This is a genomic window from Lysobacter sp. BMK333-48F3, assembly GCF_019733395.1.
In the GTDB taxonomy this organism is placed as follows: Bacteria; Pseudomonadota; Gammaproteobacteria; order Xanthomonadales; family Xanthomonadaceae; genus Lysobacter.
This window is the reverse complement of sequence record NZ_JAIHOO010000001.1, coordinates 1036108-1059521: the sequence shown is the minus strand read 5'-3', so window position 1 is coordinate 1059521 and position 23414 is coordinate 1036108. Positions and strand designations below refer to the sequence as shown.

The following is a 23414-nucleotide window of genomic DNA, read 5'->3' as shown; positions in this document are numbered from 1 at the left end:
TACTGACGACGATGAAACTGCCTGCTTTCCTATTCCGCGCCGCGTTGGCCTGGGGGTTGTCGGCGCCGTTCGCGGCCGCCGCACAAACCGAACCGGACGCCGCCGCGGCCGCCGCGGCAGCGGCGGCATCCTTCGACGACGGACCCTATCTGCGCTACGCGCCGGGCGAGATCCAGGCGCGCTGGGTCTGCGCCGGCCGCACGGTCGAACGTAGCTACGCCGCGCCGGGCTGGCCGGTGGCGGTGCCGGCGCAATGCGGCTACGCCAAGCCGGTGAGCGTGCGGGCGCCGGCCGAGCCCGCGCCGGACACGGTGCCGGGCCGGGTCGCGCGCATCGCCGCCCTGTCCGACGTGCACGGCCAGTACGAGCTGCTGCGCAAGCTGCTGCAGAGCAACGGCATCGTCGACCGCCGGCTCGACTGGAGCTACGGCCGCGGCCATCTGGTGATCGCCGGCGACGTGTTCGACCGCGGTCCCCAGGTCAACCAGGTGCTGTGGCTGCTGTACGGGCTGGAACAGCAGGCGCGCGCGGCCGGCGGCGCGGTGCATCTGCTGATCGGCAACCACGAGGCGATGGTGCTGGCCAACGACCTGCGCTACGTCAACGAGCGCTACCAGCATGCGGCCGCCGAGCTGGGCACGCCCTATGCCGAGCTGTACGGGCCCGACACCGTGCTCGGCCGCTGGCTGCGCAGCCGGCCGACGATCCTGCGCATCGACGACCTGCTGTTCGTCCATGGCGGCATTTCCGCCGCCTACCTCGACCTGGGCCTGAGCCGCGCGGATGCCAACGCGCGCTACCGCGCCTCGCTGGGCACGCCCAAGACCGTCTGGCAGCAGGATCCGGCGTTGGCGCCGCTGTACAACGGCAAGACCAGCCCGATCTGGTATCGCGGCTATTTCAACGACGCCGCGCTGGGCCAGGCCGAGGTCGAGGCGCTGCTCGCCCGGCTCGGCGTGCGCCGCATCGTCGTCGGCCACACCTCGCACAAGCAGGTCGGCAGCTACCTGGATGGCCGGGTGATCGGCATCGACAGCAGCATCAAGAACGGCGAGTACGGCGAGTTGCTGCTGATCGAGCGCGGCCGGATGCAGCGCGCCACGCCCGAGGGCAAGCGCCTGCCCCTGCAGGCGATGGCGCGCGACGCCGAAACGGACTGAGATCGCGGGGCGCGCTCAGCGCGCCACCTCGAGCAGTTCCACGTCGAATACCAGGGTCGCGTTGGGCTCGATCTGCCCGGGCACGCCGGCCTCGCCGTAGGCCAGCGCGGCCGGAATCCACAGCCGGCTCTTCGCGCCCGGCGCCATCAGCATCAGGCCTTCGCGCAGGCCGGGCATGATCCGGTTGAGCGGAAACTCGGCCGGATGGTCGGTGGCGTAGGTGCTTTCGAATTCGCGGCCGTCGAGCAGGCGGCCGACGTAGTTCACCCGTACGGTGCTGGCGGCCGAAGGCGCCGTGCCGCGGCCGCCGCGTTCGATGCGGTACTGCAGGCCGGAAGCGGTGGTGGCGACGCCGTCGCGGCGCGCGTTGTCGGCCAGATAGCGTTCGCCTTCGCTGCGGTTCTTCTGCGCCAACGCCTTCTGCGCGGCGTCGCGCTTGGCCTGCAGGTGGGCGACGAACTCGCTGCGGATCGCGGCGATCTGCTTGTCGTCGAGCTGGGCCGGCGCGCCGGCGTGAGCGGCGCGCAGCGCAGCGACGACGGTGTCGATGTCGACCTCGTCCTCGATCGGCCCGATCCGCTTGGCCAGATCCAGGCCGACCATGTAGCTGACTTTGTCGCGCGGCCCGTCCAGCGCCAGCGTAGCGGCCTTGGCCGCGCTGGCCGCGGGCCGGGTGTCGGAACCGCAGGCGGCCGGCAGGACCAGCAGGCACAGGGCTAGGGCGTGGGCGGCGCGGTTCATGGCGAGGCTCCTGGCGACAAGGCGTGGGCGTGGATGGAAGGCGCAATCGGACCGGAACGGGCGTGTCGCGGCGACAAATCGCATGGCGATGCGGACGCGAAGCGGCCACGCGCGCAAGGCTGGATTCATGGCGGTGGTCACGTTTCTGGGTGCCGGTAAAACGCGAAAAATCCCTTGTTTTCCAGTGTTTGTTTCACTCGATGGTGGGCCGAGTCAAATAACCAAAGATCATGAAAAATACGGGCGATCGCAGCTGAGGTATCGGCGATCGGCTTCGTCTGCGTCTCTACAGGGGGCGATTCGTTCGCCAGACGCGAGGCCAGGTCATGCCAGCAAGCGCAGGCGCGCGGGCTAGTTCGCACGCGCGCTCCAACATCACGGTCGCAATGCCCGTCGCGCGGTTGCCGCCTCGCCGTTCATTCACAACAGATGTCGATGGCATCGATGTCGAACACATTGACGTTCGCATCCTTGCGCGTCGCCGGCGGCCATCGCGGCGTTCGGCTTACCCATCGTTCGATGCAGGGCAGGGCCGGTTTGGCCGTGCGCGGCGATGGCGTCATCCCCATTCGCCGGCCGTTGCGGCATGGCCCGTCGGCGCAGGTCCGCCTGTGCGATGAGCGCATGCCCTGCGCGCCGGCCCGCCGGCGCGCCAGCGGCCTTCCCCAATCGGAAGCTAAGAGGAAACTCTGATGGCCACCCCAGCTCTACCCGGAATACGCCGACGCAGATCGTTCGGCGCGCTGTTGCTGTTGGCAGGTTCGATCGTCGCCCTGCAGAGCGCCACGGCGACGCAACGCACCGTCCAGCTCAGCGAGGACGGCGTGATCAGCAAGCGCCCGCAGGCCGCGCCATCTGCCTTACTGGCGACGCCGGGCAACCGGATCTGCGAAGCCGGCGCGAAATGGATCCGCCTGGGCTTCAAGCAACTGGTGCTGCAGGGCTACGACTCGCTGCGCATCACCAGTTCCGGCGGCGACCGCTACGTGTTCCAGGGCGAGCACTGGAACGATCGCGCCTTCCATACTCGCGCCTTGCGCGGCGAATGCGTGACCATCGAGCCTTACTTCGGCGATCCCGACAGCCGCTACACCGTCGAGAGTTACGACGCCGGCACCCAGGACCTGAACCTGACCACGGTCACCGTGGCCGGCGCCGGCGACATCTGCGACAGCTCGCCGGCCGATTGCGGCAAGACCTCGGACCTGATCGTCGCGATCAACCCGACCTCGGTGTTCACCGCCGGCGACAACGCCTATGGCAGCGGCACCTTGTCGGAGTACAACAACCTCTACAGTCCGCGCTGGGGCCGCTTCAAGGAGCTGACCCGGCCAACCCCCGGCAATCACGACTACAACACCAGCGGCGCCTCCGGCTATTTCGACTACTACAACGGTTCGGGACAGCAGACCGGTCCCGCCGGCAACCGCAGCCAGGGCTACTACAGCTACGACGTCGGCGACTGGCATTTCATCGCCCTCAACACCATGTCCGGCGGCAGCATCTCTTCGACCCAGCTGACCTGGCTCAGCAACGACCTGGCCGCCAACACCAAACCCTGCACCGCGGCGTACTTCCATCATCCCCTGGTCAGCCGCGGCAACTACAGCGGCTATAGCTCGGTCAAGCCGATCTACGACCGGCTGTACGCGGCCAAGGCCGACCTGGTGCTGGTCGGCCACGACCACAACTACCAGCGCTACGGCAAGATGGACGGCGCCGGCACCGCCAAGACCGACGGCCTGCGCCAGATCCTGGTCGGCACCGGCGGTCGCGACTTCTACGGTCTCGACGGCAGCCATTCGTTGCTGGAAAAGAGTCAGGACCACACCTTCGGGGTGCTCAAGCTGACCCTGACCGCCAGCGGCTACACCGGCGATTTCGTCCCGGTGGCCGGCAAGACCTGGACCGACAACTTCACCGGCACCTGCAACAAGGCCTCGGGCGGAAATGTGCCGCCGGTGGCCAACTTCAGCGCCTCGACCAACGGCCTCACCGCAAACTTCAGCGACGGTTCCACCGACAGCGACGGCAGCATCGTGTCGCGCGCCTGGGCGTTCGGCGACGGCGGCACCTCGGCCGCGACCAACCCCAGCCACGCCTACACCACGGCCGGCACCTATACGGTGTCGCTGACCGTCACCGACAACGGCGGCGCCACCCACACCGCGAGCAAGCCGGTGACCGTGACGGCACCCGGCAACGCCAACCCGGTCGCGGCGTTCACCTTCTCCACCTCGAACCTGACCGCCAGTTTCACCGATGCCTCCACCGACTCCGACGGCAGCATCGTCGCGCGCGAATGGAACTTCGGCGACGGTGTCACCTCGACCACGACCAGCCCCGCGCATACCTACGCGGCCGCGGGCACGTTCAACGTGACCCTCAAGGTGACCGACGACGACGGCGCCAGCCATTCGATCACCAAGGCGGTGACGGTGTCCGACGCGCCCAGCGGCAATACCTTGAGCAATGGCGTGCCGGTGACCGGTATCGCCGGGGCCAAGGACAGCCAGCGGTTCTGGACCCTGCAGGTGCCGGCCGGGGCGAGCAATCTGCGCTTCGTCACCTCCGGCGGCAGCGGCGATGCGGACCTGTTCGTGCGCTTCGGTGCCGCGCCCACGACCTCGGTGTTCGACTGCAAGTCCGAGAGCGACAGCAACAACGAAACCTGCAGCATCGCCAACGTCCAGGCCGGGACCTACCACGTAATGATCCTGGGCTACGCCGCCTACTCCGGCCTGGGCCTGACCGGCAGCTACTCGGCCGGTCCCTCGGGCGGCACGGTGTGGAGCAATGGCGGCCTGAGCACCGGCGCCAGCGCCAAGGACGGCACCGCCGCGCCGACCGGCACGACCTGGAGCGAGGTGCAGAACAACGACGGCAACACCGCCGAGAGCAATACCAACACCGGCTATGCGGTCAGCAGCGCGACCTATCGCCTGGCCGACGATTTCGTCGTGCCCAGCGGACAGAGCTGGACCCTGTCATCGGTCGATGTCTACGCCTACAAGACCGGCTCCACCGGTTCGACCTCACCGTTCACCGCCGGCGTGCTGCAGGTCTGGCGCGGCCGTCCGGGCGATTCGGGCAGCACCTTGCTGTGCGGCAGCACCAGCGGCAACGTGCTGGCCTCTTCGACCGAGGCCAAGCTGTACCGCATCGGCAACAGCCTGTATCCCTCGCCGGGCGTGGACCCGGTCACCACCCGCAAGGTCTGGCGCAATCGCCTGAGCATGCCTACGGCCTGCGCGGGGTCCGGCTTCTTCACCGCCGGCAGCTACTGGCTGGTGTGGGGCAGTATCGACAGCAGCGCCGGCGCGCACTTCGCGCCGCCGATGACCGTGGTCGGTGCGCGCGGCCGCAGCGGCGCCAACGCGCGCCAGTACAACGTCGATACGTCCAGCTGGAGTTCGGTGATCGACGTCGGCACGCCCTCGTCGGCGCCCGACGTGGCCCAGGAACTTCCGTTCGACCTCAACGGCACGGTGCAGTAAACCCGCACGGCGGGCCGCCGGCTTCGGCGGTCCGCCGTCTTGTCGACAATCGGCGCTGGCCGTGCGAGTCGCGGCCAGCGCCGTCAGCGGACACCCGAGATGAAACCCATCCTGCATCGCATCGCCGCTGCCGCGTTGATCGCAGCGGCGTGTTCGTCCGTCGGTTGCGACCGGCCGACCGACGCATCTGCAGCCTCCGCGGCCGCCTCGCCCGGCGCCAGCGGCGAGAACGCGCCGATCGCGACCGCCGTAGCCATTCGCGGGGTCGAACTCGGCCCGGCCCGCCCGCGATCGGACCGCGCGACCTCGCCGAAGAATCGTTTCGCCCCCGGCGATACCGTGGTCGCGACCATCCGCACCGCCACCCGCGACGCGCAGACCCGCGTGCCCGGGCGGTTGAGCGTGCGCTGGTTCGATCCGGCCGGGCGGGTGTTCAACCAGGAAGCGCGCACGCCGGCGTTCCATGGCGAGGGCGTCTACGATTTCCGCGTCGCTGAGCCGGCGGGCTGGAAGCCGGGCACCTACCGCATCGAAGTGTCGCTGGACGGCGCGCGGCCGGTAGTGCGGGCGTTCGTGGTTTCCTAGCCGACTGCCGGTCGCGGCGCGGCGCCGACGCGGGCCGGCCCGATCAGTTCGTCGTCTTCGCGGTCCTCGTCGTCGCCGTCGTCGTCGTTTTCTTCTTCGTCGTCCTCGCGACTTCGGCGGAAGCCGCGCGGCACCGGTCTGGGCCGAGCCGGCGGCACACGCCGCGGGCCGTGATGCCGGCGGCTACGGTACGGGCGCTGCATGCGGAGCTCTCCGGGCGATGCGGTCGTTGAGGTGAGCGTCGGTAGGGCGAGGCCCGTGAATGCCGACCGTCGGATCGTCCGGCGTCGCTTGGCCGCAGGCGCGGCAGCGCGGCGTTGGCAGAAGCGTGTGCAGGCGGCGCGTCGGCGGCGGATTTGCCGGCGAGGCAAGCGGTGGGCGGAATCGGAAAACCGCGGCCGCCGAGGGAAAGGCGCTTGCGTCCGTCGCAGGCGCGCAGTCGGCAGCGGACCGTGGCCGCAGATACCGCCGCGCTTATCTGCTACCGGCGGCGCGAAACGCGAGGCGGATCGGTGCGAGGCTCGCGCCTGCACCCGTGCGCGGCGGCCGCAGCGGTCGGACGACCGCCGCCGGGGCCGCGATCCGAACAACGGTCCAGGCAGCGATCCAAGCAGCGATCCAACCAGGGGGAGGCATCGCCATGAAGGTGTCCGGTTTCAACGTCGATCCGCGCCGGCGCTACGACGGCCCCGAGTTCATGGAGTACTGCATCAGCGAGAAGGCCTATCTTCCCGCCGACCGCGACCGCACCCCCTGCATCACCTGTCCGCTGGGGCAGTTGTGCGAAGCCGGCTTCCACGAGCAGGTGCGGCTGGTGACCAGCGGGCAGAATCCGTCGCTGACCGAATGCAAGGTGTTTCCGGACGAAGCCCTGACCCGCGACGGCCTGCTCGCCGACTTGTCGGCGGATCAGCGGGCCTTCGTATTGCGCCACGTGTTCGATACCGAAGAGGAGAGCCGAAATGACTGACAAGGTCGCCGCTTCCCAACTGGAAGCGAAGAAGCAATTGGCGGTGAAAGCCGAGAAGCTCAGCGCGGTGCAACTGGAGGCCAAGAAACAGCTGGCCAACAAGGCCGACCTGGTGGTCAAGCAGCAGCTCGAGTCGAAGAAGCAGCTGGCGAAGAAGACCGACCTGGTCGGCAAGCAGCAGCTCGAGGCCAAGAAGCAGCTGTCGGAGAAGACGGCGATCGTGGCCAAGCAGCAACTGGCGGCGAAGAAGAGCGCCGGCTGAGCCTCGCCGGCGCAGCCATCGGGTATCGCGGTCCGCACCGTTGCAACGGCGGACGCGCGCAAACGAGCGTCGCTGCGGCGGCGCTCGCGCACCTTGGTGCGGCCACGGGCCCGGTACGCTGGGATGCGGGCCCAGGTTTGCCAGCGCGGCGACGGACGCCGCGCTGCGCCAGGACGACGCGGCCGCTGCCGCGGTCCAGGCCCGATAGGAACGGCGGGTTCGCTGGCGCGAGCGATCCGGAAGGGCGCGTGTTGCGGGCGCCCCCATCCTCGCTTCTTCCTGCACTTGACGTAGACAGACCTGTCTGTACACTGCGTCCATGCCCGCCGCCCCAGCCCCCGCCGACTCCCCGCGCGAACGCATCCTCCGGGCTGCCTCGGCGCTGTTCTACGCCCAGGGCATCCACTCGGTCGGGGTGGACCTGATCATCGCTCGTTCCGGCGTGGCCAAGGCCAGCTTCTACAAGCACTTCCCGTCCAAGAGCGACCTGGTCGCGGCGATCCTGACCCAGCGCGGCGAGGACTGGCGGCGCTGGCTGGCGCAGGCGGTGGAGCGCCTGTGCGAGCGGCCGCAGGACCGGCCGCTGGCGGTGTTCGATGCTCTGGCCGAGCGATTCGGCCGGGACGATTTCCGCGGCTGCCTGTTCATCAATTCGATGGTCGAACTGGCCGACCGCAGCCACGCCGGACACTTCATCGCCGACGATCACAAGCGGCGCGTCACCGAGTATCTGCGCGGCCTGCTGGCCGAGGCCGGCGTCGACCGGGCGCCGCTGCTGGCGGAGCAATGGATGTTATTGGTCGACGGCGCCATCGTCACCGCGCTGCGCACCGGTTCGGCCGCGCCCGCGGCCTCGGCGCAGGCGATCGCCGCGATGTTGTTGCAGCAAGCCCAGCCTGTCGTCCGCCGTCGCCGCAAGCCGGCGCAGCCCGGCGGCGCCTGACGCCCCTTCGATTCTCCCCCTCCTCAAATCTTTCAGGACTAAGCCATGACTTCTTGGTTGAAGCGGTTTTCGCTCGCGCTCGCCCTGTGCGGCGCATTTTCGTCGGCGCCGGCGGCCGAAGCGGCGCAACAGTTGCGCCTGTACGCGATCGATTGCGGCCGCGCTCAGTTCGACGACCTGGCCCCGTTCGCCGACACCGGCGAATACGAAGGCCATCCGGGCACGCTGATGGCGTCGTGCTTCCTGATCCGCCATCCCCAGGGCGACCTGCTGTGGGATGCCGGCCTCGGCGACCAGCACGCCGGCTCGCCCGAGGGCGTGCGCCTGCCGCTGTTCCGCGCCGTCGTCTCCAAGACCGCGGCCTCGCAGCTGCAGCAACTGGGCCTGAGCTTCGACGACATCGACTATTTCGCGTTCTCGCACGGCCACGGCGACCACCTCGGCAACGCCAACCGGCTGCAGAACGCGACCTGGATCGTCAATCGCAAGGAACTGGAATGGCTCAGCGCCACGCCGGCGCCGGCGCGCACCAACCTCAAGCTGATCCAGGCCCGGCAGGAGGCCAAGACCGTGCTGATCGACGGCGATCACGACGTGTTCGGCGACGGCTCGGTGCGGATCTTCAAGGCGCCCGGGCATTCGCCGGGCCACCAGGTGCTGCTGGTCAAGCTGCCGCGCAGCGGCGCGGTGGTGCTGTCGGGCGATCTCTTCCATTCGCACGAGAACCGCAAGCATCGCCGCATGCCGGTGTTCAACGTCAGCCGCAGCGATACCCTGGCCTCGATCGAGCGCGTCGAAGGCCTGATTCGCCACCACCGCGCCCGGCTGGTGATCCAGCACTCGACCGAGGACTTCGCGAAGCTGCCGGTGCTGCCGGCCTACCTGGACTGATCGGCGGCTGGCTTATCGGCGGCGGCGCGGTGTCGTATCCTGGCGCCCTTTCACACACCGGAGCGATGCGCGTGGAGTTCGAGACGATCGGAGAAGTAGTGCAGGTCGACCAGGTGGCGGACGTCAATCAACGCCTGCAGGACGGTTGGGTCATCCTCGCGATCGGCACCGGCCAGCGTCCGGGCGGCGAGCCGTGGATCCAGTACGTGATGGGCCTGCCGTACGAGGACGAAGACGAGGAAGAGGAAGAAGAGGGCGAGGACGACTGAGCCGCCGTAGCGCTCGGAGTCCGTCATGAAGGCGGCCGGTTCGACCGGCCGCTTTTTTGTTGGCCGCGACTGCGCCGGGCCGGCGGCCGATCACAGAACCGAATCGTGCCGCTTATCGGCTAACGCGAAAATCGTCCTGGATTCGTGATCGCCGCTGCGATCCGCCGTGCCTGCGCGCACACCGTTTCACGCGGGAGCGGACGTAGCATCCGCTTGCCGCGATGTCGCGACGACCGGGAGCAGACCATGAGCGAACAACAAGTGCTGGAAGCGATGAAGCCGGGTGATTACGCGATCTTCTGGCTGAAGGACGGCCGGATCCTGGACGCCTACATCGAGAGCGTGGATGTTCCCGCCGAACAGGTGGACGTGTTGATGGTCGAATCCGGCGAACCGTTCAAGCTGCTGCTCGATCAGGTCGAGGGCGTGCAGGTGGACAACGGCGAGAGCGAGCCGGAGACCATCGAGGGCCAGATCAAGCGCATTCCGATCGGCGAGTACCTGATGATCTGGGGCCAGTTCCCGGGCGCGATCTGCCAGACCGCCAAGCAGGGCAAGCTCAAGAGCGTGGATTTCGCCGCCGGCAGCCTGACCTTGTACAGCACCACCTACAACCACGACGTGTGGGTGCCGATCGACAAGATCACCTATATCGACGAGAGCCGCAGCGGTCCGGGCGCGCTCGGACCGGCGCAGTCGCCGGACTGGTATCGCCGCCCGGACGGCGATTGGTACAAGGGCGATCGCAAGTACGAAGGCTGAGCGGATCGGGACGAAGCGCCGGGCCGCCGCGCCCGGGGCTTCGTCTGCCGTTTCCATCCCGAATGCCTCAGTTCGGGGTCTCGTTCCGCAGCCCTCGGTCCAGTCCCGGCCAGCGCGCGATGTCGTCGGCCAGTTCCGGCCGCTCGCGCTGCGGCACGTGGCCGATGCCGGGCAGCAGCATGAGCGTCGACGGGCCGCGCACCTGGGCGGCGATGCGTTGCGGTTGCGCGGGCGAGCCGTATTCGTCCTGGTCGCCGTGCACCGCCAGGGTCGGGCAGACCACTCGGTGCAAGGCCTCGTCCAGGTTCCAGTCGGCGAAGTCCGGCGCCAGCCAGGTATCGATCCAGGCGCCGAGCACCCAGGCGGCCTGGTCGCCGTGGTATTTGCGCAGCCGCTCGAGTTCGCCGGGCCGGGCGAACGCCTCGCGCGCGGCGCGGATGCCGTCCAGGGTGCGGTCCTCGACGAAAGCCTGCGCCGAGACGGTGATCAGCGCGCGGCACTGCTGCGGCCACCTCGCGGCGCAGGCGATCGCCATGCCGCCGCCGACGCTGTGGCCGAAGGCGACGAACTCGCACAGCGCCAAGGCGTCGCACACGCGGCGGAAATCGCGCTCGGCTTCGTCGTGGACGAAGTCGGCCGCGAGCCGGCCGGGATGCGGATCGGAGCGGCCGAAGCCCAGCCGGTCGTAGGCGATCACCTCGCGCCCGCTGGCCGCGGCCAGGCGTTCGGGCCAGTCGCGCCACAGCTGCACGCAGCCCAGCGAGTCGTGGAACAGCACGATCGGAGCGTCGTCGTGGCCGCGCGCGGGATTCCAGCGCTTGGCGTAGAGCCGACCGCGGTCGGTGTCGATGCGAAGTTCGTCTACGGCGATGTCGGGCATGCGGGATGGCGGCGACCCGGGGCTGTGCGGGGCGTTGGCTCCGATGATACGCCGGCGAACCGGTGTCGCGGCCCGCGGATATCGCGCGGCTGCGCATCGCCTGCCGGCGGATGAACGACGATGGCGCCGACGCGGACGCGCTGCATGAGCCGCTTGCTAAGCTCGCGCGGTCGTCCGCGCGCCGCGCCTCGCAGCGACCGCGCGGGCCCATCGCCCACCCAGGAGAACGCCCTTGAAGCCGTCGCCTTTGGCCGTACTGCTGATGTCGCTGTTCGTCTGCACGCCCGTCTCCGCCGAGTCCGCGGCGATCGCGCCGACGCCAACGCCAATCCCCGAGGATTACGCCGAGCCGGGCCGCCCGATCGATCTGCCCGGCCGACGCCTGAACCTGCGTTGCTTCGGCCGCGGGCCGCAGGTGGTGGTGCTGGAAGCGGGCGGCAACGCCGATTCCACCACCTGGTACCGGGTCGTGCCCTTGCTGCAGGACGCGGCGCGGGTCTGCGCCTACGACCGTGCCGGCTACGGCTTCAGCAACGAGGGGCCGATGCCGCGCGATCTGGCTGCCGACGTCGCCGACCTGCATCAGGTAGTGCGCGCCGCCGCCGGCCGCGCGCCGGTCGTGCTGGTCGGGCATTCGCTGGGCAGCAATATCGTCCGCCGCTACGCGCAGACGCATCCGCAGCGCGTCGCCGGACTGGTCCTGCTCGACCCGCCGGAGCAGGGCGCCGAGCCGGCGATGCCGGCGCAATGGCGACAACAGGATGCGGCGATGAGCGCACGCCGCGATGCGCTGCTGACGGCGTGCGAAAGCGCGGCCCAGGCCGGCCGCCTGGACACGCCCGAACCGGCGACGCAGAGCTGCCTGCGCGCGCCGCCGCCGTGGATGGGCGAGGCGGTGGCCGAGGCCGTTCGCAGCAGTAAACTCAAGCCCGGATACTGGCGCAGCCTGCGCTCGGAGCTGGAGTCCAACCGCAGCCTGTTCGCCGCGCCGGTACCGGCCGACGAAAGCTACGGCGCGATTCCGTTGCGGATGCTGGTCGCCGACGCCGCTTATGCGGGCGTTCCGGAGGAGGCGCGCGCGGTATTGCAGCAGGCGCGCACTCAAACCCACCAGCGCATCCTCGCAGCGTCCAGCGCCAGTCGGCGGGTGGACCTGCCTGGCAGCTCCCACGAGGTGCCGCTGGACCGGCCGCAAGCCGTGGCCGACGCGGTGCGCGAACTGCTGCGCGCGCAGGACCCGCCGGCATCGAAGCCCCCGGCATCGAAGCCCAAGGTCCGCTGATCCAGTCGCGGTAGAGCGTCGACCCGTTGGCGGCGGGGTTTGCGGCCTGGATAGGCTCGCTGCGTCGTCTCCCTGGCCGCGCCCGCGGCGGTGGCCACAGATGGCCGGCGCGGTGCGGATTTCGCGTAAAGGCGAACGTAAAACGGCCGGCCAACCAGGAGCGACGCCATGGGATACCAATTCGAGAGCAAGACCCTGAGCAGCGGCGAGCAGGTGCGTCTGGTCAGCTGGGACGACCTGGCGCCGACCCAGCACGGCCACGGTCTGCAGGTCAAACCGTGGACTGCGGCCGACACGCGTTCGAGCATCGGCTTCTACGACTCGACCGTGGAGTACATGCGCAACGACTGGGCGCTGCAGCACATGCAGCCGCAGCAGGCCACGCTGCCCAATATCGGCAGCGTGCTGCTCTACCATCATGCCGACAGCAACAGCTGGCACAGCACCGATGCGCTGGACATCGACCACATCAGCCAGTGGCGCGATCATTTCGACAAGCTCGGCGTGGCCAGCCATGCCGAAGCGCACATGGCCTACAACGACGTCGACAATCTGCGCATGCTGCCGTCGGTGATCAACCGCGCCCGCGACAGCGCCGACCATGTGCTCAGCCACTACGGCGCCGATTCGGAGGAGTGGAAGACCTGGGTCGACCGGCGTTTCGGTTTCGATCCCGACGCCGACCGCCCCGGCTTCGATCCCGACCGCGATCAGGCCCGGCGCACCCAGACCACCCTGGGCCAGTCCTGGTCGCCGGACGACGGCCGCAAGGGACTGAGCTTCGACAGCAAGGTGCTCGGCCAGTGGTTCGAGGCCGAGCTGGGCCGTTCCTACGCCGGCAGCGTGAACCTGACCAACCAGGCCGGCGACGTGCAAACGGTGCCCTTGTTCCGCTGCGCCGCCTCGGGCCAGCTGTGCACCCGCGATGCGCTGGACATCGACCATCATGTGCCGTTCGAGCTGCTGTCGCAGGAGATGCTCAAGCACGCGCCCAACGGTTCGCTCAGCAAGGCCGACGCCCTGGACGCCTACAACGACGTGTCCAATCTGCGCCTGGTAAGCCGCAGCACCAACAGCTCGCACGAATTCGAAGTCGACATCCACAACGAGTACCGCGACTTCGAGGAAGCGGAGATCCCGGGCGAGTTCGATGGCTTCCTCGATCCGGACGCGATGGACGAGGACTTGCCGCAGGACCTGGCCCAGCAGGCCCGCGACCTGGGACGGACCTATCAGCCGATGCCGTGGCTGAACGAGGACGGCCATCCGCTTAAAGCGCAGTACGACGATGTCCTGGACAAGCTCGGCCAGACCGACTTCGGCCGCAACATGAGCGGCGAGCAACGCCAGAACGCGGCCGGCGCGCTGGTGGTCGCGGCGCGGCAGGGGAACTTGGGCGCGATCGACTCGGTGGCGCAGAGCATCGACGGCCAGACCCTGTTCGCGGTGCATGGCTCGCAGCAGCATCCGCTGGGCCTAGCGCCCGTGGCCAAGCAGGAAGCGATGAGCCAGTCCGTCGGGATCAGCACGTTCAAGCTGGAAGAGCTGCCGCAGCAGCAGAACCCGGTCCACAATGCGCAGCAGCAACACCAGAACAACGCGCGCACGATGATGCAGTAAGCGCCGATGGTCGTGCCGTGCGTGGCCGGATGGCCGCGCACGGCGCATGCGCGCGAACGAATGCTCGAAACGGTGCGCGCGGTCGTCTTCGCGACATCGTAGCGAACGGTGGCGCTGGCTAGAATCCGGGCTCCCCCTGGCTGCGCGCCATGCCCGGCGCGCGGCCGATATCGCAAGGACCCCGCGACATGCCCCTCTCTGGATTGCGAAGGACCGGCGCGCTCGCGCTGGCATTGGCCGCCTGCGGCCTCAACGGCGCGCAGGCGCAGACCGGCACGCTCGGCCGCGTCTTCCATGCTTACGACAACAGCCGCTACCAGGACGTCGACCTGGTCGGCGAGGCCGGCCTGATCAAATCGAACATCGTCTACCAGGCGCAGGAATGGGCCGATTGCACCGTAATCGACAAGCTGCCGCGCCAGGCCGCGTTCAAGGCCGCCGTGGCGGCGGCCGCGGACAAGCACCCCGGCCCGATCGTGCTCGATTTCGAGAACATCTGGATCAAGAACGTCGACCCGGCCAAGGCCCACCTGCGCTACCGGATCTGGCGCCAGTTGTTCCTGTGGGCGCGCGAGGCCGCGCCGGGTCGGATGATCGGCGCCTACGACCTGCTCGGCCCGAACACCGATCAGTACCTGGACTGCGCGCGCGATCTGGCCCAGTACCAGGACGGTTTCTTTCCGCACCTGTACACCGCGACCACCCTGGACCAGGCGACCTGGGAGCGCCGGCTCGACAACCGGGTCGCTTCGGCGCGCAACGTCGATTCGAGCAAGCCGTTGATTCCGTACATCCGACCGCAGTACGAAGCGACCTGCGGCCAGAATCCGAACCCGGCCTATCTGCCGGCCGATCGCTGGCGCCGCCAGCTCGACCAACTCGGCGTCAAGGCCGGCGGCTTCGTCGTCTGGAGCCCGGTGCAGTGTTCGCAGACCGTAGGCAGCAATCGCGCCTGGGTCGCCGAGACCGTCGACTTCATGCGCGATCTCAGTGCGGCCTCGACGGCGGCGACGCGCGATGCCTCGGCATGGAGCGGTACGGCGCTGGCGCCGCCGCTGCTGGCGTGCGCGCCGACTCCTGGCCTGAGCGCGCCGGTGCGCGCGCCGCAACCGGCGCCGGCCGCGGTCGCGGCGGAAGAGCCGGATTGCGACGAACTGCCGCCGCTGTAGCCGCGCCGCTCAGGCGGCCTTGAGCCGGTTCTTCTCCCGGCTCAGGGCCGCGTCCGCGCGCAGGAACACCGCGCTGGGCGCTTCCTCGGCGCTGCTAGCCGCGGCGCTGCCGAGCAGCACCGTCAGGCCGTTGCCGCGATGGCGTTCGACGGTGCCGCGCAAGGCTTCGATCCGCGCTTCGACGTCGCCGCCGCTCAGGGTGGCGACGAATTCGGGGCTGGAGGTGACCCGGTCGATGTGATCGCCGAGTTCGGGGCGCAGGCAGTGCTCCAGGGACAGGCCCAGGGTTTCCATCGCTTTCTCGGTCGCGCGCTCGCCCAGCCGCTCGACGGTGCCGGCGTAGTTCTGCAGTTCCAGGATCGCCACCGTATAGGGTTCGGCGGCAGCGGCGGCCGCCGGCGGCTCGGCCGCGGCCGGTTTGGCCAGCAGCGCGCCGACTTCGGCCTGGTGCTCGCGGGCATGCGCGTCGATCAGTTCCATCGCGATCCGCGACAGCGATTCCAAGGCCTGGCGCTGGCGCGGCTCGAGTTCGCGCGGTTCGTTGTCGAGCACGCATACGGTGCCGATCGCCACGCCCTCGTCGGTGACCAGCGGCGCGCCGGCGTAGAAGCGGGCGATCTCGTTCTCCACCACCGGCAGGTCGGCGAAGCGCGGGTCGCGCGCCAGGTCCGGCACTTCCAGCAGCGCGCCCGGACTGCGGATCGCGTGATCGCAGACTGCGACGCTGCGCGCGGTCTCGCGGTCGTCCAGGCCGACCCGGGCCTTGAACCACTGCCGGTCGCGATCGATCAGCGAGACCAGCGCGATCGGCGTGTCGCAGACGGTGGCGGCGAGTTTGACCAGATCGTCGTAGACCGGCTCGGGCAGGCTGTCGACGATGCGCAACCGGTCGAGCGCGCGTTGGCGTTCGCTCTCCGGGATCGCGCTGGGCGGGGCAGCAGCGGGACGGCTGGCGGCGGTGGGCATGGGCAACCGAGGATGAAGCGAGCGCGCGGCTCGCGGACGAGTTCAGTCATCGCCGATCCGCCGTTAGCGAAGAGTGAATCTGCCGTACAGCGAACGCTACGCATGGCGCTCGATGTCACGCGCCGGCGCATCTCGTCGGCGGGCGCGGCCTGCGCAGGCAGTGGCGCACGGCGCGCGGGCGGAGGACGGCAGTCCGCCGATGGCCGACGCGTCGGCGAAGATCGGCGCAGCGTGCGCCGGATCGGGGCGCGATCCATGCCGCTTGCGCGCGCAAGTTCCCGGACGCAGCGGGCAGGGCGCGGCCGGGGCGCCTGCGGGTATCGTTTTGCGCTACTTGTTTCGGCCGGGCTCCGCGGCGGCGCCGGCCTTGCTAAGGTCGGGGCGTCCTTCTCACGGAGTCGCCGATCATGGCCGGGGGCAGTCAGGAACTGGAGGGCTTCGTCCGCGAGGCCCTGATGCGCGGACAAAGCAAGGAGGCCACCGCGCAGGCCTTGGCCGCGGCGGGCTGGAGCGCCGAACAGACCCGCGGCGCACTGGAGGCCTATGCCGACGTCGGCTTCGTCCTGCCGGTGCCCAAGCCGCGCGCTTCGCTGTCGGCGCGCGAGGCCTTCGCCTATCTGGTGCTGTTTTCGACCCTGTACCTGGTCGCCTGCAGCCTCGGCAGCCTGTGGTTCGATTTCATCAACCTGGCCTGGCCGGACGCGGTCGACGATTTCGGCTATTGGCGGCGCAGCATCGACGACTCGCTGCGTTGGTCGGTGTCGGCGCTGAGCATCGGCTTCCCGGTGTTCGCCTTCGTCGCCCACCGGGTCGCCCGCGACGTCGCCCGCCATCCGATCAAGCGGCTGTCGCCGGTGCGGCGCTGGCTGACCTATCTGACCCTGTTCCTGGCCGCGACGGTGCTGGTCGGCGACATGACGGTGCTGGTCTACAACCTGCTCGGCGGCGAGATCAGCCTGCGCTTCGCGATGAAGTCGCTGGCGGTCGGCGCGATCGCCGGGACCATCTTCGGTTACTACCTGTGGGATCTGCGTCGAGAGGAGAATCAGGCATGAGCGCGCCGGTCGGACGTTGGCTGTTGATGGTCGTCGGCGCCGCGGTGGCCGCCTCGTGCATCGCCGCGGTGGCGATCATGGGCGGGCCGGAGACGCAGCGCGACCTGCGCCTGGACCAGAGGCGGGCGCACGAGCTGCAGCAGATCAAGCGCGAGCTGCGCGAATACTGGCAGGCCAACAACCGCCTGCCCGACGACCTGCCGGCGTTGGCGGCGCAGCCCGGCGTGGCCTTGTCGGTGGCCGATCCGGACACCGCGCAACCCTACGCTTACCAGCCCGGCGCGGCCGGCCGCTACCGGCTGTGCGCGAACTTCGCCACCGACACCGGCGACGAGCGCCGCCGCGACGCCGGCCACTACGGCATCCAATCGGATTGGCGCCACCCGGCCGGCCGCCATTGCTACGAGCTGGACGCGGCCAAGCAGGCCGATTGAGCGCCGCGGCGCCCCGGGTCGTGCGGGGCGCCGGCGGAGCGCGTCAGTTGATGCCCTTCCAGAACTCCTCGATCATCTCGCGCAAGGTGGTCGAGTCGAACTGGTTCATGATGTCGTTGACCAATCCCTTGCGTTCGTCGGCGGGCATGCCGGGCGCGAGCTGGGCCAGCCGTTGCTCGACGCTTTCGCGCACCAGCCGGGTGGTCAGTTCGTACATCTGCTTGCCGTCGACCTGTTGGCCGTCGCCGAGCTTTTGCAGGAAACCGGCCAGGTCCTTCGACAGCGGCGTGGTGAACTGCGACAGCGCCACGTCGATCAGCGGGCCGACGGCCTTGGTCCCGGGCACCAGCATCAGGCCGTAGCCGACCACCAGGGTCTTCATCGCGTCGGCCATCGCGTCGCGGCGATCCTGTTCGTCGATATCGGCGCGGGTCAACCCCGACATCACCAGCGCGTACAGCGAGAAGTCGCTGGCCAGCTTGCCCTGCAACTGCAGGGCGTTGCCCTGGCTGAGCAACTCCGGAGTGAGGCCGGCGAGACCGCCTTGCTGGAACAGCCGCGCGGTTTCGTCGAGCAGGCTCTGCATCGCCTTGGGGTCGGAACTGAGCACGCCGAGGAAGTTGGTCAGCTGGTCGACGTTGATCTGGTTTGACAGGGTCGGCGCGCCGGCGGCCAGGCTCGGCGTACCGTAGTTGGCCGAGTACTCCTGCGCCTGCCGGTTCGCCGCCCAGGGCAGGTAGACCTTGAACTGTTCGGCCATCGCCTGGGCCAGTTGCGGATGATCGTTGACCTTGCCGCGGAAGCCACCGTCCTGGGCGGCGCCGATCAGCCCGGTCCAGGCCTGCTGCTGCAGTTGCGCGTCGCCGCGTCCCGGAGTCAGGGCGGCGCCGAGCGCGCGCGCCAGGTCGGCTTCGTAGTTCGTGCCGCGATCGGGCCCGAACAGGTTGGTGTCGAACAACTGCTCGCGGGACTTCGGGTCGGCCAACAGCTCCTGCATCAGTCTGGGGTGCTGGTCCATGCCGACCATCAGCTGCTGCAGCGCGAACTGGCCCAGCGGCGAGCCGGCGCGCTGCAGGGCCTGCTGCAGGGCGTCGCGCATCAGGCCCTCGGTCTGCGGCGAGGAACGCAGGAACACCGCCAGTTCGGCGATGCCGGTGTTCAGCAGCGCCTGGCGGATCTCGCCCGGCAGCACGCCGCCGCGATCGGCGCTGGCGACCAACTGCGCCAGCGGGCCGAAGTGGTCCTTGACGAAGTCGAAGTTGCCGGGAGTCAGGTAGGGGTTGTCGGCACGGATGTCGGGCGGGAACACGCCGACGATGTCGTGCAGGTTCTGCGCTCCGATCGCCTTGAGCGCGGCCTCGGCGTAGGTCGCATCGCCGCCGTTGGCGCGCAACGCGTCCAGCGCGGTGCGCAGCGCCTCGCGTTTTTGCAGGTAATCCGGTCGCTGCGGGTCGGTGTCCTGGAACTCGGTCCAGGCCTTGGCCACCGCTTCGCCGTCGTCCTGGCCCAGTTGCTGCCTCCAGCCGCGGATCTCCTCGTTGCCGGCCAATCGCTGCTGCGCTTGCGGCGACAAGCCGGGCATGGCGCCGCCCAGGTACGACAGCGCCTGGCGCGGGTCGTCGAACGACTGGGCGATCTGCAGGGTCGAATTGACTTCGTGGTCGGTCTTGATCTCCAGTACCAGCGCTTCGACCTGGGCCTGCATCTGCGGATCGCCGGCATAGCGCTCGGCGATCGCCCGGCCGTGGAATTCGATGCTCTTGCCGTCGTAGACCGCGCCGGTCGGGCGCGCGTCGAACTCGCGCTGATAGCCGGCCTTGATCTCGGCTTCGATCGCCTGCTTGAGTTCGCCGCGGCCGTGGTCGACCTGTTTCTGGTAGCCGGCGCGCAGTTCCTGCAAGTCGGGGTCGTTGCGCACGGCCTGCGCCGACCAGGTGCGGTTGAAGCTGTCCAGATTGTCCTGGGCCTGGTCGTACTTGCGCGCGGCCTCGTCGACCGGCGTGGCCGGCGCGGTGGGCGGATCGCTGGGCGCGCTCGGCGCGGTCGCGACGGCGTCGCCGGGTTTGGGGTCGGACGCGGCCGAGGGCAGCTGCGCGGGGCGTTGCGGGCGGATTCCATCCGGGTACATGACGACTCCATGGTGGGGAAGCGGACTGCGATTACAGGCCGCAGCCTGCGCGCTCGCAGCTAGGGACGACCCTGGTCGCGCAGCGTTCGTCCCCTGCGCGGGCGCATTCATCCCAGTCGATTGCATCGCCGACGAGTTCGCAGCTTGTTCTGAGACCGCACAGGCCGCTTCGCGCAGCGGCGGTCGCCGGGCGCATGGCTAAAGATTCCGACAGCGCCGCCTGCGGATCCGGGATCCAATGACGGTGCAGGCGGCCGCAAGGCCATGCCGCCGCAAAACTTCGTCCCGTCGCTCGCCATGGTGCCTGCGGCGCCCGGCGTCTATGCTCGTCGCCGAACCGATTGCCCTGTCCAAGCCGGAGGTCGCGTGCGCGTCGTGTATGCCCTGCTGTGCGTAGCCGGCACGCTATGGCCGTTGGCGCAGTTCGCGCCGTGGCTGGCGGCCCACGGCCTGGACCTGCCGCTGATGCTTCGGCAGGCGGCCGCCAACCCGGTCGCCGCGTTCGCCTGGAGCGACGTGCTGGTGTCCGGCGTGGCGGTGGTCGCGCTGGTCCTGGCCGAGGGCCGGCGCCTGGGCATGCGCCGATTGTGGCTGCCCCTGCTCGGGCTCGGCGTCGGCGTGTCGCTGGCGCTGCCCTTGTTCCTGCTGTTGCGCGAGCGGCATCTGGCGGCGAGGGGCGGCGATGGCCGAGTTTGAAGTCAGCCGCCTGCTCGACACCGCCAGCGTCTCGGTGCGCAACGTCCGCTGCCGCGGCGAGTGCCGGCATCGCAGCGCCGAGGAGTGCGTCTCGGCCACCCACCTGGTGTTTCCCTATCGCGGCCTGTATCTGCGCCATGTCGGCAGCGACCAGTCGGTCGCCGACGCCAACCATGCCTTGTTGTTCAACGCCGGCGAGGGCTATCAGGTCAGCCACCCGGTCAGCGGCGGCGACGCCAGCCTGGTGCTGGCGATATCGCAACCCTTGCTGCGCGAGCTGGCGCCTGCGGGCCTGCTGCAGGCCCGCGACGAGCTCGCGTTCCGGCGCCAGGCGCTGCAGATCGATCCGCGCGCCCAGGCCCTGGTCGCCTTGCTGCGCCACAGCCTGGAGCACCGCCATATCGAACCGCTGGAGGCCGAAAGCCTGGCCCTGACCCTGGTCTGCCGCACCCTGGGGCCGCGCTCGACCCACGACGGCGGCGGCGGGCCGGCGCGGCGGCGGCTGGTGGACCGGGTCAAGGTGTTGCTCGCCAGCGACTTAGGCCGGCGTTGGAGCCTGGACGAAATCGCCGCGGAGATCGGCGGTTCGGCGGTGTACCTGACCCAGGCCTTCCAGCAGGTCGAGGGCGTGCCCTTGTACCGCTACCACCTGCGCTTGAGGCTGGCGCGGGCGCTGGATCTGGTCGCCGATGCGCCGGACATGTCGGCGCTGGCCCAGGACCTGGGCTTCTCCAGCCACAGCCATTTCGCCGCCGCCTTCAAGCAGGCCTACGGGCGCAGCCCGAGCGCGTTCCGCCAGACCGCGCGCGCCAAGAGCGGCTGAGCGCGCCCGTCGCCGCCAGGCCGCCGCGACGATCGCTAAAGATTCCGACAGCGCCGCCGGCGCGCCGATGGTCTCCTGTGTTCGCCCGATCGACGGGCGAGAACCGGAGAACATCATGAACGAGAAGACTTGCGCGGCCTGCGACTATCCGCTGGACGAGAACGCGATCGAAGTGCGGATCGGCGGCGAAACGGTCGAGGTCTGCTGCGAAGAATGCGCGCAGAAGCTGCGCGAAGCGCAGGCGCAGCCGTGAGCGGCGCCGACTTCTTCGCCGCGCGCCGGACGGTGGCGACGCCGTCCGGCGAGATCGGCTACGTCGAGCGCGGCAGCGGCCCGGTGGCCCTGTTCGTCCACGGCGTGCTGCTCAACGGTTACCTGTGGCGGCATCAGCTCGACGAGCTGAGCGAGGTGCGCCGCTGCATCGCCCCGGACCTGCTCGGCCACGGCCACACCGAGGCCGCCCCCGGCCAGGACCTGTCGGTGACCGCGAACGCGCACATGCTGGCGCAGTTCCTCGACGCGCTCGGCATCGACCGGGTCGACCTGGTCGGCAACGACAGCGGCGGCGGCATCTGCCAGATTTTCGCCGCCTTGTATCCGCAGCGCCTGCGCAGCCTGACCCTGAGCAACTGCGATGCGCACGACAACTGGCCGCCGGAAGCGTTCCAGCCGTTCGTGGCGATGGTCGCCGCCGGCGGGCTGGGCGACACCCTGGCGGCGATGCTGGCCGACAAGGACGTGTTCCGTTCGCCGCAGGCGCTGGGGCCGGCCTATGAGCGGCCGCAGTCGGTCGAGGACGACACCATCGAAACCTATCTGCGTCCGTTCCTGCGCTCGCCGCAGCGGCTGGGCGAGCTGGAGCGCTTCGTCGGCGCGTTCGACTGCCGCCACACTCTGGCGATCGAGGACGGCCTGCGCCGGCTGCAGGCGCCGACCCTGATCGCCTGGGGCAGCGACGATGTGTACTTCCCGCTGCAATGGTCGCATTGGCTGCAGCAGACCATTCCCGGCACCCGGCGCCGGGTCGAGTTCGACGGGGCGCGGATCTTCTTTCCCGAAGAGCGTCCGGCCGAGTTCAACCGCGAACTGCGCGCGCATTGGCACGCCGCCGCGGTGGCGCCGGCGAAGACCGCCGTCGAAGCCGCTGCCGTCGAAGGGGCGCGAGCATGAGCGCAGCGACGATCCAGGGGCAGCGAACCGGTGCGGCGGACCCGGCCGCGCCGGTGGCGGTCTACGGCGCTTACGGCCACACCGGCCGCTTCGTCGTCGCCGAGCTGCTGCGGCGCGGCTGGACGCCGCGCCTGTGCGGTCGCGATGGCGCGCAGCTGCAGGCGCTTAGGACGGACTTCCCGGATCTGGAGATCGCGGTCGCCGCCACCGACGATGCGGCGGCGTTGGATCGCGCCCTGGCCGGCGCGCAGGCGGTGATCCACTGCGCCGGCCCCTTCCTCGACACCGGTGCGCCGGTGCTGGACGCGGCTCTGCGCGCCGGCATCGGCTACTTCGACGTGTGCGCGGAACAGGCCGCGGTCGCCGCGGCCTACCGGCGCCACGACGAGGCGATCGCCGCCGGCATCGTCGCGGTGCCGGCGGCCGCGTTCTACGGCGGCCTGGCCGACCTGCTCGCCAGCGCCGCCTGCGCCGACTGGAGCGAGGCCGACGCGATCGAGATCGCGGTGGCGCTGGACTCCTGGCAGCCGACCCTGGGCACCCGCCTCACCGGCCAGCGCAACCAGGTGCCGCGCTGGGTGATCGAGGACGGACGCGAGGCTCTGGTGCCGACTCCGCCGCCGCAGCGCGACTGGCGGTTCCAGGCGCCGTTCGGCGCCCAGCCGATGACCCTGCTGCCCTTGTCGGAAGTCGTCACCGTGTCGCGCCATCTGTCGTGCCGGCGACTGCATTCCTACATGAACCTGGCGCCGTTGCAGGACCTGCGCGACCAGGCCACGCCGCCGCCGCGCCCGGCCGACGCCAGCGGACGTTCGGCGCAGCGCTTCGCGGTCGAGGTGCTGGTCCGCCGCGGCGGCGAGGAGCGCCGCGCCTGCGCCCAGGGCCGCGACATCTACGCGATCAGCGCGCCGTTGGTGGTGGAGACCATGGAGCGGGCCTTGCGGGGAGCGGGGCGCGGCGTGATCGCGCCGGCGCAGGCCGGCGATGCCGGCGCGATGCTGTCCGCGCTCGCGATCGCCGATCCGGACTTCGTCGTCGCGGTCGAAGCCGCTGCGCGCAGCGAAGCCGGCGCCGAAGCCTGATCGCCGCGCGCGCTGCGCACGCGGTCGCA

23 protein-coding genes are annotated in these 23414 nt (G+C 69.8%); 19 read left to right on the top strand and 4 right to left on the bottom strand.

Translation table 11 applies throughout. The features are described from left to right. Nucleotides 1-11: 11 nt before the first annotated feature. A complete protein-coding gene (locus tag K4L06_RS04415) occupies nucleotides 12-1160 on the top strand; it encodes a metallophosphoesterase (RefSeq protein ID WP_221670242.1) in 1149 nt (382 codons plus the stop codon). Nucleotides 1161-1175: 15 nt separating this feature from the next. On the opposite strand, the gene K4L06_RS04410 is transcribed toward K4L06_RS04415, so the two are convergent. After that, a complete protein-coding gene (locus K4L06_RS04410) occupies nucleotides 1176-1901 on the bottom strand; it encodes an FKBP-type peptidyl-prolyl cis-trans isomerase (RefSeq protein ID WP_221670241.1) in 726 nt (241 codons plus the stop codon). A gap of 746 nt (nucleotides 1902-2647) precedes the next feature. On the opposite strand from K4L06_RS04410, the gene K4L06_RS04405 reads away from it, so the two are divergent. The 8 genes from K4L06_RS04405 to K4L06_RS04370 all read left to right on the top strand — a co-directional run bounded on the left by K4L06_RS04405 (nucleotide 2648) and on the right by K4L06_RS04370 (nucleotide 10080). After that, the gene (locus K4L06_RS04405) at nucleotides 2648-5398 is read left to right on the top strand and encodes a PKD domain-containing protein (RefSeq protein WP_221670240.1); all 2751 of its coding nucleotides are present in this window, start codon (nucleotides 2648-2650) and stop codon (nucleotides 5396-5398) included. Nucleotides 5399-5497: 99 nt separating this feature from the next. Beyond that, nucleotides 5498-5983 (top strand): hypothetical protein, encoded by a 486-nt coding sequence (locus K4L06_RS04400; protein ID WP_221670239.1) that lies wholly within the window; start codon nucleotides 5498-5500, stop codon nucleotides 5981-5983. Nucleotides 5984-6623: 640 nt separating this feature from the next. After that, nucleotides 6624-6953 (top strand): hypothetical protein, encoded by a 330-nt coding sequence (locus K4L06_RS04395; RefSeq protein WP_221670238.1) that lies wholly within the window; start codon nucleotides 6624-6626, stop codon nucleotides 6951-6953. Then, nucleotides 6946-7215 (top strand): hypothetical protein, encoded by a 270-nt coding sequence (locus K4L06_RS04390; protein WP_221670237.1) that lies wholly within the window; start codon nucleotides 6946-6948, stop codon nucleotides 7213-7215. The genes K4L06_RS04395 and K4L06_RS04390 overlap by 8 nt, the downstream gene beginning before the upstream one ends. Nucleotides 7216-7534: 319 nt before the next feature. After that, the gene (locus tag K4L06_RS04385; RefSeq protein ID WP_221670236.1) at nucleotides 7535-8158 is read left to right on the top strand and encodes a TetR/AcrR family transcriptional regulator; all 624 of its coding nucleotides are present in this window, start codon (nucleotides 7535-7537) and stop codon (nucleotides 8156-8158) included. 45 nt (nucleotides 8159-8203) lie between these two features. Further along, nucleotides 8204-9049, top strand: coding sequence for an N-acyl homoserine lactonase family protein (locus tag K4L06_RS04380; protein WP_221670235.1), 846 nt, complete (start codon nucleotides 8204-8206; stop codon nucleotides 9047-9049). A gap of 71 nt (nucleotides 9050-9120) precedes the next feature. Then, on the top strand, nucleotides 9121-9318 hold the full coding sequence (locus K4L06_RS04375; RefSeq protein WP_221670234.1) for a hypothetical protein: 198 nt from the start codon (nucleotides 9121-9123) through the stop codon (nucleotides 9316-9318). A gap of 246 nt (nucleotides 9319-9564) precedes the next feature. Beyond that, complete coding sequence (locus tag K4L06_RS04370) at nucleotides 9565-10080, top strand: hypothetical protein (RefSeq protein ID WP_221670233.1); 516 nt, start codon at nucleotides 9565-9567, stop codon at nucleotides 10078-10080. A gap of 67 nt (nucleotides 10081-10147) precedes the next feature. Here the strand turns inward: K4L06_RS04370 and K4L06_RS04365 are convergent, their stop codons facing one another. Next, complete coding sequence (locus K4L06_RS04365; RefSeq protein WP_221670232.1) at nucleotides 10148-10960, bottom strand: alpha/beta hydrolase; 813 nt, start codon at nucleotides 10958-10960, stop codon at nucleotides 10148-10150. A 232-nt stretch (nucleotides 10961-11192) separates the two neighbouring features. On the opposite strand from K4L06_RS04365, the gene K4L06_RS04360 reads away from it, so the two are divergent. From K4L06_RS04360 to K4L06_RS04350, 3 genes are all read left to right on the top strand, one after another. Further along, nucleotides 11193-12242 carry an alpha/beta hydrolase gene (locus K4L06_RS04360; RefSeq protein ID WP_255594983.1) on the top strand — a complete coding sequence of 350 codons (1050 nt, stop codon included), beginning with the start codon at nucleotides 11193-11195 and terminating at the stop codon, nucleotides 12240-12242. A gap of 168 nt (nucleotides 12243-12410) precedes the next feature. Then, nucleotides 12411-13862: an HNH/ENDO VII family nuclease gene (locus K4L06_RS04355; RefSeq protein ID WP_221670231.1), complete on the top strand. Its 1452-nt coding sequence runs from the start codon at nucleotides 12411-12413 to the stop codon at nucleotides 13860-13862. 188 nt (nucleotides 13863-14050) lie between these two features. Further along, a complete protein-coding gene (locus K4L06_RS04350) occupies nucleotides 14051-15031 on the top strand; it encodes a hypothetical protein (protein ID WP_221670230.1) in 981 nt (326 codons plus the stop codon). A 9-nt stretch (nucleotides 15032-15040) separates the two neighbouring features. Here K4L06_RS04350 and K4L06_RS04345 read toward each other — a convergent pair whose 3' ends face one another. After that, nucleotides 15041-15997: a GAF domain-containing protein gene (locus K4L06_RS04345; protein WP_221670229.1), complete on the bottom strand. Its 957-nt coding sequence runs from the start codon at nucleotides 15995-15997 to the stop codon at nucleotides 15041-15043. A gap of 407 nt (nucleotides 15998-16404) precedes the next feature. Between K4L06_RS04345 and K4L06_RS04340 the strand changes: the two genes are divergently transcribed. Together K4L06_RS04340 and K4L06_RS04335 are read left to right on the top strand one after the other, a co-directional pair. After that, on the top strand, nucleotides 16405-17052 hold the full coding sequence (locus K4L06_RS04340) for a DUF5671 domain-containing protein (protein ID WP_221670228.1): 648 nt from the start codon (nucleotides 16405-16407) through the stop codon (nucleotides 17050-17052). Further along, nucleotides 17049-17486, top strand: a complete 438-nt coding sequence (locus tag K4L06_RS04335) for a hypothetical protein (RefSeq protein ID WP_221670227.1) — start codon at nucleotides 17049-17051, stop codon at nucleotides 17484-17486. Before K4L06_RS04340 ends, K4L06_RS04335 begins: the two co-directional genes overlap by 4 nt. A 43-nt stretch (nucleotides 17487-17529) precedes the next feature. On the opposite strand, the gene K4L06_RS04330 is transcribed toward K4L06_RS04335, so the two are convergent. After that, the gene (locus K4L06_RS04330) at nucleotides 17530-19614 is read right to left on the bottom strand and encodes a hypothetical protein (protein WP_221670226.1); all 2085 of its coding nucleotides are present in this window, start codon (nucleotides 19612-19614) and stop codon (nucleotides 17530-17532) included. A 366-nt stretch (nucleotides 19615-19980) separates the two neighbouring features. Between K4L06_RS04330 and K4L06_RS04325 the strand changes: the two genes are divergently transcribed. The 5 genes from K4L06_RS04325 (at nucleotide 19981) to K4L06_RS04305 (ending at nucleotide 23385) form a co-directional block, all read left to right on the top strand. Then, nucleotides 19981-20310 carry a DUF2834 domain-containing protein gene (locus tag K4L06_RS04325; protein ID WP_221670225.1) on the top strand — a complete coding sequence of 110 codons (330 nt, stop codon included), beginning with the start codon at nucleotides 19981-19983 and terminating at the stop codon, nucleotides 20308-20310. After that, on the top strand, nucleotides 20297-21133 hold the full coding sequence (locus K4L06_RS04320; protein ID WP_221670224.1) for an AraC family transcriptional regulator: 837 nt from the start codon (nucleotides 20297-20299) through the stop codon (nucleotides 21131-21133). The genes K4L06_RS04325 and K4L06_RS04320 overlap by 14 nt, the downstream gene beginning before the upstream one ends. A 115-nt stretch (nucleotides 21134-21248) precedes the next feature. Next, nucleotides 21249-21386 (top strand): hypothetical protein, encoded by a 138-nt coding sequence (locus tag K4L06_RS04315; protein WP_221670223.1) that lies wholly within the window; start codon nucleotides 21249-21251, stop codon nucleotides 21384-21386. After that, nucleotides 21383-22303 carry an alpha/beta hydrolase gene (locus K4L06_RS04310; protein ID WP_343225725.1) on the top strand — a complete coding sequence of 307 codons (921 nt, stop codon included), beginning with the start codon at nucleotides 21383-21385 and terminating at the stop codon, nucleotides 22301-22303. The genes K4L06_RS04315 and K4L06_RS04310 overlap by 4 nt, the downstream gene beginning before the upstream one ends. Next, nucleotides 22300-23385 (top strand): saccharopine dehydrogenase NADP-binding domain-containing protein, encoded by a 1086-nt coding sequence (locus K4L06_RS04305; RefSeq protein ID WP_221670221.1) that lies wholly within the window; start codon nucleotides 22300-22302, stop codon nucleotides 23383-23385. Before K4L06_RS04310 ends, K4L06_RS04305 begins: the two co-directional genes overlap by 4 nt. Nucleotides 23386-23414: the final 29 nt, after the last annotated feature.

What these genes read in the sequence shown, in the direction of transcription:
- K4L06_RS04415 (WP_221670242.1), top strand. Translation starts at nt 12, where the DNA reads ATGAAACTGCCTGCTTTCCTATTCCGCGCCGCGTTGGCCTGGGGGTTG.
- K4L06_RS04410 (WP_221670241.1), bottom strand. Translation starts at nt 1,901, where the DNA reads ATGAACCGCGCCGCCCACGCCCTAGCCCTGTGCCTGCTGGTCCTGCCG.
- K4L06_RS04400 (WP_221670239.1), top strand. Translation starts at nt 5,498, where the DNA reads ATGAAACCCATCCTGCATCGCATCGCCGCTGCCGCGTTGATCGCAGCG.
- K4L06_RS04395 (WP_221670238.1), top strand. Translation starts at nt 6,624, where the DNA reads ATGAAGGTGTCCGGTTTCAACGTCGATCCGCGCCGGCGCTACGACGGC.
- K4L06_RS04390 (WP_221670237.1), top strand. Translation starts at nt 6,946, where the DNA reads ATGACTGACAAGGTCGCCGCTTCCCAACTGGAAGCGAAGAAGCAATTG.
- K4L06_RS04385 (WP_221670236.1), top strand. Translation starts at nt 7,535, where the DNA reads ATGCCCGCCGCCCCAGCCCCCGCCGACTCCCCGCGCGAACGCATCCTC.
- K4L06_RS04380 (WP_221670235.1), top strand. Translation starts at nt 8,204, where the DNA reads ATGACTTCTTGGTTGAAGCGGTTTTCGCTCGCGCTCGCCCTGTGCGGC.
- K4L06_RS04370 (WP_221670233.1), top strand. Translation starts at nt 9,565, where the DNA reads ATGAGCGAACAACAAGTGCTGGAAGCGATGAAGCCGGGTGATTACGCG.
- K4L06_RS04365 (WP_221670232.1), bottom strand. Translation starts at nt 10,960, where the DNA reads ATGCCCGACATCGCCGTAGACGAACTTCGCATCGACACCGACCGCGGT.
- K4L06_RS04355 (WP_221670231.1), top strand. Translation starts at nt 12,411, where the DNA reads ATGGGATACCAATTCGAGAGCAAGACCCTGAGCAGCGGCGAGCAGGTG.
- K4L06_RS04350 (WP_221670230.1), top strand. Translation starts at nt 14,051, where the DNA reads ATGCCCCTCTCTGGATTGCGAAGGACCGGCGCGCTCGCGCTGGCATTG.
- K4L06_RS04345 (WP_221670229.1), bottom strand. Translation starts at nt 15,997, where the DNA reads ATGCCCACCGCCGCCAGCCGTCCCGCTGCTGCCCCGCCCAGCGCGATC.
- K4L06_RS04340 (WP_221670228.1), top strand. Translation starts at nt 16,405, where the DNA reads ATGGCCGGGGGCAGTCAGGAACTGGAGGGCTTCGTCCGCGAGGCCCTG.
- K4L06_RS04335 (WP_221670227.1), top strand. Translation starts at nt 17,049, where the DNA reads ATGAGCGCGCCGGTCGGACGTTGGCTGTTGATGGTCGTCGGCGCCGCG.
- K4L06_RS04330 (WP_221670226.1), bottom strand. Translation starts at nt 19,614, where the DNA reads ATGTACCCGGATGGAATCCGCCCGCAACGCCCCGCGCAGCTGCCCTCG.
- K4L06_RS04320 (WP_221670224.1), top strand. Translation starts at nt 20,297, where the DNA reads ATGGCCGAGTTTGAAGTCAGCCGCCTGCTCGACACCGCCAGCGTCTCG.
- K4L06_RS04315 (WP_221670223.1), top strand. Translation starts at nt 21,249, where the DNA reads ATGAACGAGAAGACTTGCGCGGCCTGCGACTATCCGCTGGACGAGAAC.
- K4L06_RS04305 (WP_221670221.1), top strand. Translation starts at nt 22,300, where the DNA reads ATGAGCGCAGCGACGATCCAGGGGCAGCGAACCGGTGCGGCGGACCCG.